General features: G+C 62.5%; 13 protein-coding genes and 1 pseudogene. 9 read left to right on the top strand and 5 right to left on the bottom strand.

Annotation, left to right across the window (positions count from 1 at the left end):
• Positions 1-302: 302 nt before the first annotated feature.
• Entirely contained in the window at positions 303-1103 is an 801-nt protein-coding gene (locus tag AOZ53_RS34125) for a trypsin-like peptidase domain-containing protein (RefSeq protein ID WP_156333313.1), read from the top strand.
• Between the two features lie 288 nt (positions 1104-1391).
• On the opposite strand, the pseudogene AOZ53_RS08505 reads toward AOZ53_RS34125, so the two are convergent.
• A pseudogene (locus AOZ53_RS08505) lies at positions 1392-2484 on the bottom strand (IS256 family transposase); the annotation flags it as partial.
• Between the two features lie 201 nt (positions 2485-2685).
• On the opposite strand from AOZ53_RS08505, the gene AOZ53_RS08500 reads away from it, so the two are divergent.
• The 8 genes from AOZ53_RS08500 to AOZ53_RS08465 all read left to right on the top strand — a co-directional run bounded on the left by AOZ53_RS08500 (position 2686) and on the right by AOZ53_RS08465 (position 9239).
• Positions 2686-3015: a hypothetical protein gene (locus AOZ53_RS08500; protein WP_054487545.1), complete on the top strand. Its 330-nt coding sequence runs from the start codon at positions 2686-2688 to the stop codon at positions 3013-3015.
• A 119-nt stretch (positions 3016-3134) separates the two neighbouring features.
• On the top strand, positions 3135-3815 hold the full coding sequence (locus AOZ53_RS08495; protein ID WP_006394591.1) for an RraA family protein: 681 nt from the start codon (positions 3135-3137) through the stop codon (positions 3813-3815).
• Complete coding sequence (locus AOZ53_RS08490) at positions 3812-5101, top strand: aminotransferase class I/II-fold pyridoxal phosphate-dependent enzyme (RefSeq protein ID WP_231690593.1); 1290 nt, start codon at positions 3812-3814, stop codon at positions 5099-5101. The genes AOZ53_RS08495 and AOZ53_RS08490 overlap by 4 nt, the downstream gene beginning before the upstream one ends.
• A gap of 72 nt (positions 5102-5173) precedes the next feature.
• Positions 5174-5995, top strand: coding sequence for an ABC transporter substrate-binding protein (locus AOZ53_RS08485; RefSeq protein ID WP_054487542.1), 822 nt, complete (start codon positions 5174-5176; stop codon positions 5993-5995).
• 16 nt (positions 5996-6011) lie between these two features.
• Positions 6012-6701 (top strand): amino acid ABC transporter permease, encoded by a 690-nt coding sequence (locus AOZ53_RS08480; RefSeq protein ID WP_006386293.1) that lies wholly within the window; start codon positions 6012-6014, stop codon positions 6699-6701.
• Positions 6694-7383 (top strand): amino acid ABC transporter permease, encoded by a 690-nt coding sequence (locus tag AOZ53_RS08475; RefSeq protein WP_006386294.1) that lies wholly within the window; start codon positions 6694-6696, stop codon positions 7381-7383. The genes AOZ53_RS08480 and AOZ53_RS08475 overlap by 8 nt, the downstream gene beginning before the upstream one ends.
• Before the next feature lie 62 nt (positions 7384-7445).
• Complete coding sequence (locus AOZ53_RS08470; protein ID WP_054487540.1) at positions 7446-8180, top strand: amino acid ABC transporter ATP-binding protein; 735 nt, start codon at positions 7446-7448, stop codon at positions 8178-8180.
• 93 nt (positions 8181-8273) lie between these two features.
• A complete protein-coding gene (locus tag AOZ53_RS08465) occupies positions 8274-9239 on the top strand; it encodes a LysR family transcriptional regulator (protein ID WP_156333312.1) in 966 nt (321 codons plus the stop codon).
• Between the two features lie 108 nt (positions 9240-9347).
• On the opposite strand, the gene AOZ53_RS08460 is transcribed toward AOZ53_RS08465, so the two are convergent.
• From AOZ53_RS08460 to AOZ53_RS08445, 4 genes are read right to left on the bottom strand one after another with little or no spacing between them, the layout of a single operon-like run.
• Positions 9348-10073 carry an RES domain-containing protein gene (locus AOZ53_RS08460; protein WP_054479245.1) on the bottom strand — a complete coding sequence of 242 codons (726 nt, stop codon included), beginning with the start codon at positions 10071-10073 and terminating at the stop codon, positions 9348-9350.
• Positions 10074-10086: 13 nt separating this feature from the next.
• The gene (locus AOZ53_RS34960) at positions 10087-10743 is read right to left on the bottom strand and encodes a hypothetical protein (protein ID WP_231690592.1); all 657 of its coding nucleotides are present in this window, start codon (positions 10741-10743) and stop codon (positions 10087-10089) included.
• Positions 10744-10753: 10 nt separating this feature from the next.
• Complete coding sequence (locus AOZ53_RS34120) at positions 10754-11164, bottom strand: hypothetical protein (protein ID WP_156333311.1); 411 nt, start codon at positions 11162-11164, stop codon at positions 10754-10756.
• Positions 11165-11202: 38 nt separating this feature from the next.
• Positions 11203-12927, bottom strand: a complete 1725-nt coding sequence (locus AOZ53_RS08445; protein ID WP_054487536.1) for a nicotinate phosphoribosyltransferase — start codon at positions 12925-12927, stop codon at positions 11203-11205.
• Positions 12928-12930: the final 3 nt, after the last annotated feature.

The raw sequence follows: 12930 nt of genomic DNA, 5'->3' as shown, positions 1-12930 counted from the left end.
CGACAACAACGGTTTTTAACCCTGGACTCTATTTCGGTGCCGTACTAAGTCTGGGGGCAGGTCACAACGACCGTAATGGTTCGAAAGCGGAAGTTGAAGAGTTTTTTTTGATAGTAGACACCAGCTTTGTCCGCATGATTATTTATTGATTGGGGGAATTGTCATTGAATGGTCTTCGATTTATTAAAAACTTCTCAGTCACCCAATGATTGCGTAGTGTTGACAATGATGATGACGTCTTGGCTTGTCAGTAATTATTGGGTGTCTTGAATTTTAATATTGATAAAAATAGCGTATATATAATGACATCATTTAATCTTCTATCTCAAGCATCGTATTTCGTAAGTTCTAGATTTAACGAGGTGGAGTTATCAACTGCCACCGCATTTTTTGTGCTTAGAAAATCAAAAATGTATTTGATTACAAACTGGCATGTCGTTAGCGGAAGGAATCCAGAAACTGGAAAATGTCTCTCCGATACATGCGCTTTACCCAATAATCTTCTGGTTCGCGTACATAAAAACAGCGAGCATATCGAATTTTCCGATTTTGAGATTCCTCTCTTTGATGGTTCGTGCAATAAGTTATGGCTGGAACATCCATCTTTTAAAGAAAGGGTTGATGTCGTTGCTCTAGAGGTTTGCATTCCAAATCATCTCAGTGTTTTCGATATTGAAAATTTCATTGAACCATTCAATGAAGATACAGAAGAAGCAGTGGCAACTGACGTATTCGTTATAGGTTATCCATTTGGGAGGTCTGTTGAAGGAATATTTCCGATATGGAAGAGAGCCAGTGTTGCAAGCGAACCTTGCATTGATGTTGACGGTCTGCCCAAAATTCTGGTGGACACGGCGTCACGAAGCGGAATGTCGGGGTCTCCAGTTATGCTCTACGAGAAGCGAGCCATTGGGGTTTGTGATGGAGTGCCAGGTCAGCCTGGAGCAAGATTGTCCAATTTTCTGATGAAATTGGTCGGAGTTTATTCAGGCCGAATCGGTGTAGATGACGAAAACATCAAAGCTCAGCTTGGTGTTGTTTGGAAAAGCGTCGTTATCGACGAAATCATTTCCCACAAAGATGCTCAGTCTTACGATGAATGAAATGTTGCGCAACAAAGCTGTGCAGCTCCCATGTTCCTTGAGCTTGCACGTTTCCGAATGTCCGTTTTCCTAATTCATCTAATGTTGCTTTGGGCCAGAATCGGTCTTTTACTGACTAACGAAAATGAGTAGTTATCACTAGTCAGTTATGGAAAGCTTGTGACCTATTGCTGCTGTTCGGACAGCTATTTGTTAATGGCCGCTTTGCAGCGGAATCCGGCGATCACGCTGGTGAACTGTTTGTCCGAGCCTGTCCGTATTTTCGTGGGCGAGGCGTTTTAAAAGTTGTTATCTCCGCGCCGCAGTAAACCGTTCGCCGAACAGGATAGCAAACTGGTTCATGGCGGCTTTCCAGTCGAAGGTCGCCCTGACGGACTTGGCCAGCACGTTGCGTAGCGCCAGTCATAGGAGCTTGATGGCGGCCTCATCGGTGGGGGAAGTGGCCTCGCTCTTGATGATCTGCGCAATTGCATGTTCAAGCTCTCGATGGCGTTGGTCGTGTAGATCACGCGCCTGATATCCGGCGGGAAGACGGAGAACGGCGTGACGTTCTCCCAGGCCCGCTGCCAGGCCGCGACGATCGTGGGGTACTTGGTCCCCCAGGGCCCATCGGCGAACGTTTGCAGCGCCTGCTCGGCCGCTTGTGCGCTGGCGGCCGCGTAGATCGGGCGCAGGGCGGCGGCCACGGCCTTGCGGTCCTTCCACCCCGCGTAATCCAGGCTGTTGCGGATCAGATGCACGATGCAGGTCTGCACCGTCGTGCGCGGGAAGGCCGTGCCGATGGCGTCGGCCAGACCCTTCAGGCCATCGACTACGGCTATCAGGATGTCCTGGCACCCTCGGGTCTTGAGTTCATTGAAGACCTTGAGCCAGAACTTGGCCCCTTCGGTCTGCTCGACCCACAGGCCCAGCACGTAGCGCTGGCCGTCGGCCTGCACGCCCAGCGCCAGATCACCGCCTTGTTGCTGACCCCGCCGTCGTCGCGGATCTTGACCCGCAGCGCGTCAAAGAACACCACCGGGTACATCGCCTCCAGCGGCCGGTTCTGCCAGCCGATGGTCTCGGCCATGACCTCGTCGGTGACCGAGCTGACGAAGTCCGGCGAGACCTCGGTGCCGTAGCTCTCGGCCAGGAACGCCTGGATCTCGCGCACGCTCATGCCCCGGGCGTACATGGCGATGATCCGGTCATCGAACCCGGTGAAGCGCCGTTCGTGCTTGGGGATCAGGATCGGGGCGAAGGAGCCGTCCCGGTCGCGGGGAAGCTCCACGCGCACCGGGCCATGCTCGGTCAGCACCGTCTTGCCGCTGGCGCCGTTGCGCTCGTTGGCCTGACCTTCGGGCTTATCCTCGCCTGGCCGATAGCCCAGATGCAGGGATATGCCTCACACCCAAAATTACGAATAGGGCCCGCGCATCACACCGTGACAAAATTATCCGATCTGCTCTACCTCCCACCGCTCCCTCCCGTATATTCGTCCCAATACCGATCACCGGTAGCCCGGACTGGAAGCCGGAAAGCTATAGGCGGACAGCCGCAACGATTTGCGGCCTGACTCATGCCCTATAGGAGGCAGCCCCCCATGCTGCACCCCCTCACCCAAAACCCCTGGCAAATCCACACCGACCGCGAATCCGGCCCGGTCTCCCTTTCCCACCTCCACCAACTAGACCGCACCCGCTACGCCATCCAGACCATCGCCCGCATGGTCGGCAACAGCGCATCCGAACCAGACGCCACCGGCTCCCCACCGCTGGACCCCTGGGCAATCACCGCCCTGATGGGCGGCGTCGAAAGCCTCTGCGAGCACCTCGGCACCCTGACCGAAGCCATGCTCGACCAGGCCCTGCGACCCGACGGCGAAAAGGAAGCCCCCAACCCCACCCACAACGCTCCCCCCTCGCTCCAATAACATCCACGAAAATAATTCCTACATAACCGGGAATTTATATCGTTTTGAGGATCGCCCCGCGAGGCCTTGTAATGCGTGTTCGCTTATTGCCGTTCACGCCTTCAAGAAAATTCCTCGCTATGAATCCCATCGGATACCGCATTCTTCCCCGGCCCGCGCCGGCCGTCGCCGCTGACGTGCTGGCCGGTTTTGCCGCCATTGGCTCGGCCCAGATCAGCGATTGCATGAACCGCCTGTACGGCGTCAGCGGGCTGCGTCCGCTGCATGCCGGCAATCAGCGCACGGTTGGCCTGGCGTTGACCGTGAAAACGCGGCCGGGCGATAACCTGATGATCCACAAGGCGATTTCGCTGGGTGGCGCGGGCGATGTGATCGTGGTCGATGGCGCCGGCGATACCAGCAATGCGCTGGTCGGCGAGTTGATGATGATGGACGCGCAGGGGCGCGGCATCGCCGGGTTCGTGATCGACGGCGCGGTGCGTGACCTGGATGTGTTCGCGCAGGGGCAGTTCGGCTGCTTTGCGCGCGCGGTGTCGCACAAGGGGCCGTACAAGGATGGCCCGGGCGAGATCAATGTGCCGGTGTCGGTCGGCGGCCAGGTGGTCAACCCGGGTGACGTGGTGGTCGGCGATGCCGACGGCGTGGTGGTGATTCCCGCCGAGCATGCCGCGGCGGTGTTGGCGCTGGCGACCAAGAAGGAAGCCGACGAGGCGGTGGCCAAGGAGAAGCTGCGCGCCGGCACCTACACCAAGCCCTGGCTGGAGAAGACCCTGGCCGAGAAGACGGGAGCCGCGAAATGAACCACACCCCCACCCAAACCCAGACGCAAACCCCGACCCAGACGCAAACCCCGACCCAGCCGCAAACCCAACCCCCGCAAGCCGCCAGCATCGTCGCCGACCGCATCAAGCGCATCAAGCTGTCGCCCAGCGTGGCGGCGCGCGCGATTATTGCCGAGCTGCGCGAGCAGGGCCGGCGCATTATCGACCTGACGATCGGCGAGCCGGATTTCTCGACGCCGGAGCATATCCGCCAGGCGGCCACGGCCGCGATGAACCGGGGCGAGACCAAGTATCCGCCGGCCCAGGGCACGGTGGCGCTGCGCAAGGCGGCGCGGACGCATCTGCTGGAAGCGACCGGCGTCGATTACCCGGCGGCGCGCATCATTGTCAGCACGGGCGCCAAGCAGGTGATCTTCAACGGGCTGGCGGCGACGCTGAACGAGGGCGACGAGGTGCTGATTCCGGCGCCGTTCTGGGTGTCGTATCCGGACATGGTGCTGGTCAACGGCGGGGTGCCGGTGGCGGTGCCGACCACGCCGGCCACGGATTACAAGCTGACGCCGGAGGCGCTGGAGCGCGCCATCACGCCGCGCACCAAGTGGCTGATGATGAACGCGCCCAGCAATCCGACGGGCTCGGTCTACACTGCCGACGAGCTGCGCGGGCTGACCGCGGTGCTCGAGCGCCATCCGCATGTCTGGCTGATGACGGACGATATTTATGCGCGGTTGAACTTCACCGACGCGCCGACGGTGCATCCGTTACAGGTGGCGCCGGCGCTGGCGGCGCGCGCGCTGGTGGTCAATGGCGTGTCCAAGGCCTATGCGATGACGGGCTGGCGCATCGGTTACGGCGCCGGGCCGGACGAGCTGATCAAAGCCATGGCGATTCTGCAGTCGCAGAGCACTTCGGGCGCGTCGTCGGTGAGCCAGGCGGCGGCGCTGGAGGCGCTGTCGGGGCCGCAGGACTGCGTGACGGAGTTCGCCCGCGTTTTCCGCGAGCGCCGCGATCTGGCGGTGGCGGAGCTGTCCGGCACGCCGGGGCTGGCGATCGTGGTGCCGCAGGGCGCGTTCTACGTGTTTCCGGATTGCTCGGGGCTGCTGGGCAAGCGCACGCCGGCAGGCGTCGAGATCCGCACCGATACCGACCTGACGCATTACCTGCTGCGCGAGGCTGGCGTGGCGGTGATCGACGGCCATGCCTATGGCGCGCCGGGCACGTTCCGGCTGTCGTTCGCGGCTTCGCTGGACGATATCCGGCAGGGCTGCGCGGGCATCCGCGAGGCCTGCGCCAAGCTCGCCTAGTTGTTCCCGGGCCCGCCGACGAGCGGGCCGGTTCCGTTTTTCTGTTCAAACCACAACACAAGGGGAATCACCATGAAACGCCATTCACTTATCGCCGCCTGCCTGGGCCTGGCCGCGTTGTCGCTGGGCGCTGGCGCCCGCGCCGACCAGGTCGCGGACATCAAGGCCCGCGGCGAATTGATCTGCGGCACGCTGGGCACGTCGCAGCCGTTCAGCTTCCAGGACGCGGCGACGCGCCAGCTGGTGGGCTATGACGTCGACATGTGCAAGCTGGTGGCCGACAAGCTGGGCGTGAAGGTCAGCTACAAGCTGCTGTCGGTGGCGGCGCGCGTGCCGGAGCTGAACGAGGGGCGCGTCGACATCCTGGCGGCGAACCTGGGCTATTCGCCGGACCGCGCCGAGCAGATCGCTTTCAGCCACGCGTACTACGTCAGCCCGCAGAAGCTGCTGGTGCGCAAGGATTCCGGGCTGGACACGATCGAGTCGCTGAACGGCCGCCGCGTCGGCGCGACCAAGGGCTCCAGTTCGGAGCGCGAGATCAAGCGCATTCTCGATAAGTCGCAGGTGATCGGCTACGGCGACAGCTCGGCGACGTATCTGGCCCTGCAGCAGAAGAAGGTGGACGCGCAGTTCGCGTCGGAACTGGTGCTGGTGCGCCTGGTGCTGCAGAGCCCGCCGACGGCGCCGGTCAGCGTGATCGCCAAGTCGGTGTTCGACGAGCCGTGGGACCTGGGCGTGCGCAAGTCGGAGCCGGGCATGCTGACGGTGGTGAACCAGGCGCTGGACGAGGCGGAAAGCTCGGGCGTGGCCGCGCAGTTGTTCGACAAGTGGTTCGGCGCGCAGACGCCGTACAAGCTCGAACGCGGTTTCAAGATCGGCCCCATCGCGGGCTGAACGCCGGTACCGCGCAATGAGCCTACTTGACGCTTCGCAATACCAGCTGCTGGCCAGCGGCATGGTGGTGACGCTGCAGCTGTTCCTGGTGTCCTGGGTGATGGCGTTCACGATCGCGGTGACGCTGGTCGTGGTGCGCGCCACCAACCTGGCGCCGTGCCGCTGGCTGGTCGACGCCTATGTGGAATACCACCGCAACGTGCCGCTGCTGGTGCAGGTGCTGTTCTGGTACTTCGGCATGCCCGAGCTGCTGCCGGAGGGTTTCCGGATGTGGCTGTACCAGCACAACGCCGAGATGTCGCTGGCGGCGATCGCGCTGGCGCTGGGGTCGGCCGCCTATATCGCCGAGGACATCCGCAGCGGGCTGCGCGCCATTCCCGGCACGCAGTTCGAGGCGGCCCGGGCGCTGGGCGCCAGTTATCTGCAATGCATGCGCTTCGTGATCGTGCCGCAGGCGGTGCGGATTTCCATCCCGCCGCTGGTGGGCCGCGCCTTGCTGCTGTTCAAGAACACCAGCGTGGCCATGGCCATCGGCGTGATGGAGCTGACCTACCAGGCGCGCGAGATCGAGAACGAAACCTACCGCACCTTCGCCACGTTTGGCGCGGCGACCCTCATGTATCTGCTGGGATCCTTCCTCATCATGCTGATCGGATCGCGCATCTATGCGCGCTACCGCCTGAACCGGGGAGGCCACGGTGCTTGATCTCCTGTCGCAATACTGGCCGACGCTGTTGGTCGGCCAATACCCCAATGGGCCGCTGGGCGGCCTGGCGCTGACGCTGATCCTGGCGTTGTGCGGCCTGGCGCTGTCGCTGCCGCTGGCGCTGGCCATCGCGCTGGCGCGGGTCAGTCCGTTTGGCTGGCTGCGCGTGGCCAGCAAGACGCTGGTGAACGTGGTGCGCGGCATGCCGCTGCTGATGCTGATCTTCTGGGCGTACTTCGTCATTCCGAAGCTGACGGGGCAGGTGATCAGCGGTTTCTGGACGCTGATCGCGGCGCTGGTGGTGTACGAGAGCGCCTATCTGTCGGAGGTGATCCGCTCGGGCATCGAGGCGGTGCCGCGCGGCCAGATCGAGGCCTCGCGCTCGCTGGGCGTGGGCTACTGGACCACGATGCGCCGGGTGGTGCTGCCGCAGGCGCTGTTCAACGTGCTGCCCAGCATGACCAGCCAGTTCGTCTCGACCATCAAGGAGACCTCGCTGGGGTATGTGATCAGCGTGAACGAACTGACGTTCGCCGCCAACCAGGTCAACAACCTGGTGCTGACCAAGCCGCTGCAGGTGTTCGGCATTCTGGCCATCATCTATTTCCTGGTGTGCTTCAGCCTGAGCCGCGGCCTGTCCTGGCTGGACCTGCGCATCCGCCGCCAGCGCGCCATGGCCTAGGGCCCGTGCGAGGCCCCTTTTAGCGAGAACAGGCCCTGAGCCGGCGCTTATCGGAATTCATCATGATCAAGCTTGAGAAAGTCAACAAATGGTATGGCGCGCATCACGTCCTGAAGGACGTGGACCTGTCGGTCGCGCGCGGCGAGGTGCTGGTGGTGTGCGGGCCGTCGGGCTCGGGCAAGTCCACCATGATCCGCACCATCAACCGCCTGGAACCGATCGAGAAGGGCCGCATCCTGATCGACGACGCCGACATCTACGGCAAGGGCGTCAACCTGAACGCGCTGCGCCAGAAGATCGGTTTCGTGTTCCAGCAGTTCAACCTGTTTCCGCACATGAGCGTGCTGGACAATGTGGTGTTCGCGCCGGTCAACATCCGCAAGCAGCCGCGCAAGCAGGCCACCGAACTGGCGCGCCAGCTGCTGGCGCGGGTGGGGCTGGAGCACAAGATCGACGCCTATCCCGGCTCGCTGTCGGGCGGCCAGCAGCAGCGCGTGGCGATCGCCCGCGCGCTGGCGCTGCAACCGCCGGTGATGCTGTTCGACGAACCCACCAGCGCGCTCGACCCGGAGATGGTGGGCGAGGTGCTGCAGGTGATGAAGGGCCTGGCCAAGGACGGCATGACCATGGTCTGCGTGACGCACGAGATGGGGTTCGCGCGGGACGTGTGCGACCGGGTGGTGTTCATGGATGCGGGCGAGATCCTGGAAGTGGATACGCCGGAGCGCTTCTTCAGCGCGCCGCGGCATCCGCGGGCGCAGCGGTTTCTGGCGGATATCTTGCATCCGCGGGGGTAGGGCGGGGCGCGGAGCCTGCCGTCCGCCCGGCGTTCCTTGCGGACCGGGCGGCGCGCAGCCGCGCTGCTGTCGACGATAATGTGAGGGTTCTTCATGCATTTCACGTCCACCGCCGCGATGTACACCCTCAAACAGCTGGAGGCGTTCTACTGGAGCTCGCAACTGGGCAGCTTCAGCGCGTCCTCGCGCAAGCTGCACACCACCCAGTCGGCGGTCGCCAAGCGGGTGGGGGAACTCGAAGCCTTCGCCGGCGCGCCGCTGTTCGAGCGCCGCGCCAAGAAGCTGGTGATGACGGCGCAGGGCCGCAAGCTGTTCGAGCTGGCGCGCGAGATGCTGGACCTGAACAGCCGCATCGTGCAGAACATGGCCGACCCGGCCAGTTTCGAGGGCGTGGTGCGGCTGGGCGTGACCGAGCTGGTCGGCATGACCTGGCTGGCGCGGCTGGTCAGCCAGATCAGCCTGCGCTATCCCAAGGTGCAGCTGATGCCCGAGATCGACGGCGGCATCACGCTGTATGAGCGGCTGGAGCAGGACCAGCTGGACCTGGCCATCATGCCGGGGCCGTTCTGGAGCTATCAATACGACTGCGTCCACCTGGGCGCGGTGACCAACGTCTGGATGGCCAGCCCGTCGCTGGACATCGACTTCTCGGCAAGGCTGGCGCCGCAGGATCTGGCGCCGTATCCGGTGATTTCACAGCCGACCAATTCGGCGCTGTCGCATCTGTACGATGCCTGGTTCGCCGAGCAGGGCCTGTCGGTCAAGCGGGTGCTGACCTGCAACAGCCTGGGCATGATGGCGCAGTTGACGATGCTGGGGCTGGGCATCAGCTACCTGCCGGGGGCGTATTTCGCGCCGCTGGTCGAGCGCGGGGCGCTGTGCCAGCTGGATGTCCAGCCGGATCTGCCGACGATCAATTACTACGCGGTGCACAAGAAGAGCATCGTCAATCCGGTGGTGTCGCGGGTGATCGATATCGCGCGGGAGGAATGCGCGTTCGAGGTGGCGGGGGCGTTCCTGCCGCATGTGCCGCCGGCGGTGGGGGCGGGCGGGGAGTAGGGCGGGCAGTGCTCGCGACCTGTGGCCGTCGGGGCGGTTCCGTCCTGGCAGGCCTCATGCCCACCAGAACGGAACGCTTCCCAAAGGGCGGGTTTACTTTCGCGCCCTTCAACGTTGGCGGGGCATGGATCGCGTCGCGCTCGGCGCAGGTTCGCAGAGCGCATCGGCGCGCAAGGCTTCGTAGGCAGCGCTTTTCCCGAATGATTCGTGAGTGACCATGGCGCCTGCCTTGAGGTCGGGCAGAATGTCGCTGCGGATGGCGATCGCCTGATGCCCTCGCACCCGCCTGGAGGGATAGCAGAAGCCATCGGGCCTCGCATCCGGTTCACGGCTCATCATGGCTTCGCGAAGGCGATGGCCGATCCAATGGCACGCCTCGTAGTCGCTCGATGAGATCGTGTCGTGGATGCCAAGCTTTGCACACGCTTCCCCCGACAGGTTCCAAAGGCGGAGATCACGGCCGAAGGCCAGGGTGCCGATGACGCCGGTTTCCACTGCCGATGGAGGTATATAGAAATTCCCCGCGCGCGTGGCGTCGTTTCGGACGAGTTGGCCTTCCCAAATAGCAGTGGAGAGGTCTCGGGCGAGATAGAGCCAAGCGTAAGGCAGCGGTTCTTCCTCCTGACGCAACGCCATCGGTGGACCGAACCGATAAGCGTTGATCAGGACTTCCGGCAACAGGTATCTTGCGTCGCCGGCCGTGCGGTATAGAACGGTGCCCGCCGCCAACTGCTCGACGGAATGGGCCAGCGCGGCCAGCAGGGCGGCGGTACTGGGAACTAGTGCCTGTAGGTGAGACGGCGGCTCGTAACGCGCTTGTTCATTGAATGGCATACCACGACCGATTTCAATCAGTCATGCCCCTTCCTGCATACCTTGCAAGCGTCAGAACCCGCTGCAACCGTTCTGCCGTCGACAGCGAAAGCAGCCGCTCCTGTGCGGGCGATACGGCTTGTCGATTTTCAAACGGCAGCCCCGCCAACATTTCCGCGGGTGATAGTTCGTTGAGGTCGTCTTGCTGGGTAACGAAAAAAGCATGAAGCTCGAACTGCAACACTCCACGCAACTCGGTGATGACGTGCGGCAAAAGGCTGGGAACCGGATCAACGAACTGCCAGGCCGGGAACATGCGCCCGTTCTGCTTCGCTGACGGCTTCACGCAATAGAGCTTGCCGGCCTTGTCGTATCGATACAGGGTCGTCAACGCGCTCAGCTTTTGCTTGGCCACCACCTCGGCGGGAGACCACATGGTAACTGGCAGCGCGGTCGCCTTTTCTTCAGGCAGCGCCAGATTTGCGTCACATACCAACCAGTCTTCGAGCTGTCGCACAAGGATGTTCAGCAGGTCGTCCGTGCGGCCAGGTTTCTGGAGCGGGGAGAGCTCCTTGGCCAGCGTGGACGCCATGCTTTTGATCACTGCGTGGGGATCGCCTGGATAGCTTCCATTGACAATCGCCCGGACATCTTTGGGGGTTGCTTGGTACTTAAGTGAGACCAGTCCCATGGTTACCTCCTCAGGCGAATAGCGGCGGTGCTGCGACCGGGGCCATTTGCCGTCGAGTGGTGGCGCTACTGCGCGTCGTGTTGTTTCTGGACGTGGGGGGAGAGCCCGTTGCGATTCGGGCAAGAAGTCGAATGCGCCGCTCGCCCAGCAAGCGTCGGACGACCCAGATCAATCTTTCCCTGAGCCGGCCGAGCTCAAGTTTGTGGATGCCGTAGCGTTCTTCCTCTTGATAGGCGATGCCACGAAGCACATCAAACGCATATTCAAGAAAGTCACGACTATTGCTTGTCGGATGGGTCTGCTCATAGCGTTCGACCGCTTCTTGGTACGCCTGGCTTGTAGCCTCGTCCAGGCCGAGCGCCATGATTTCCCTGCAAGTGAGCAGGTTGCTTTCTGAGCGAGACGATACGGTGGCGGTCATGCGACCCTCATGGGTGAACATCCGAGTTGGTTCATAGCTTAGTCTATTTTTTCCACTTTTTCCATTTTTTTCATATTTATCATCCAATCAATACTCCCCGGCTCCGGACAAACCCAAGACCCCTGCAACCGTTCCCGGATCTGCGCCAGATCCTGCTCCACCAGCAAAACCCCATCCCGAAACACCGGCACCAACGCCCCGCCTTCCGCCTGTTCCTGCGTCTGCTGGTCGCGCAGCACATACCCCGTCGCCGTTTCATCCACCCGCAGCAACCCCTTGGCCGAACGCTTCACGCCGGAGTCGGTCACCGGGTCCTTCACCAGTTCCTGCGGTTCGCCATTGACCTCGGCGTACGTCGCCTTGAGCGCCCAGCCGAAGCTGTCGCGGGTCAGGTATTGGTAGGTGTAGGAGCCGATGCCCAGGACCACGTTGCCGGACGCAAACCCCTTTCTTTCCAACCGCACCAGGATGTCGCGGCCACGCGCCAGCGTGATCGAATCGCCGTAGATCAGGCCGACGTGCGGGTCCAGCAGCTTGTAGCCGCGCTCGGTCACCACGCCGCCGAAGATGTCCCACAGGCACTGCACCGCGCCTTTGACTTCGGCCTCGCGCAGCGTCTGGCTGGCGCGGGCGTCGTCGTCGAGCCGCCAGGTGAGGCCGGTGGCGATATCTCGCACGGCCTCGAATCCGTCGCGGCGGGCGGCGGCCAGGGCCGGAGCGTCTTCCACGCTGGACACGTCCGTGCAGAAGTAGCCGGTCAGGATCTTCACCGGGTCGCCCGAGTCCGGGCGGAACACGACCTTGGCGTTGCCGAAGGGATCGGGCTGGCGCGCCAGGATTTCCGACTTCAATGCGGCCGCGAAGTCCGTGACCACTTGCCAGAAGTCCCAGGTGTCGGACACCACCGACACGATACCGGCCGGATAGACCTGCGTGACCAGGCGGCGGATGGTTTCGATTTCGCCTTCCTTGCTGCCCAGGCACATGACCGAGTGTTCGGTCGCGGGCACCGAGCCGCCGACCAGTTCGCGGTCGGAGTCGGCGCCGTAGATGTCTTCCAGGTAGTCGATGGCCGGGATGGTGTCGGTGCCGGTGAACGACAGCAGGTGGCCGGCGCCGCTCTTGCGGGCGTCGTACAGGCCGGACATGCCGCGCATCGAGAAGTCGTGGCCCTGCCAGTTGACGAAGTCCATCGGGCTGCCGGTCAGGCGGGCGAAGTAGGTCAGGAGCTTGCGGTATTCGAAGGCGATGGTGGCCACGGTGGACGGCTTCCACGATTCGCAGCTGAACAGCGTTTCGATGTAGGTGACCAGCCAGGCGAATTCGGGCTTGGTGTTGACGAAGGTGACGGGCGGCACGCGGATGTCGACGCGGGCGCCTTCGGGCAGGGAACGGATCTCCAGCGGCAGATAGCCCAGCTCGTACAGCGCCTGCAGGTGATCGACGGTGACCGCGCCCTTGCCGAGCGCATTGTCGACGCGGCGCTGGTACTGGCGCACGGCGACGCCGGCGGGCTTGCCGAAGAATTCGCGGTTGAACAGGTCGATCAGGATTTCCTTGATGAAGCCTTGCAGGCCGAACCAGACGATCTTGTTGTCGAACAGTTCGGGCAGCACCGGCGCCAGCCGGGCCGAGCGCGGGGTGAAGTTGGCCAGGATCCTGTTGGTGCCCCTGGGGTACTGGAAGGGGTGGCCGGTCTTGTAGAAGTCGGCCTGCAGCAAGGGGTTGATGCCGTTCTTGGTGGTGGGGACGGGGGCATTCATGAT

This window comes from Achromobacter sp. 2789STDY5608621, from assembly GCF_001299375.1.
Taxonomy (GTDB): Bacteria; Pseudomonadota; Gammaproteobacteria; order Burkholderiales; family Burkholderiaceae_B; genus Achromobacter; species Achromobacter insuavis.
The sequence above is the reverse complement of the archived record's forward strand: the minus strand, read 5'-3'. Positions and strand labels throughout refer to the sequence as shown.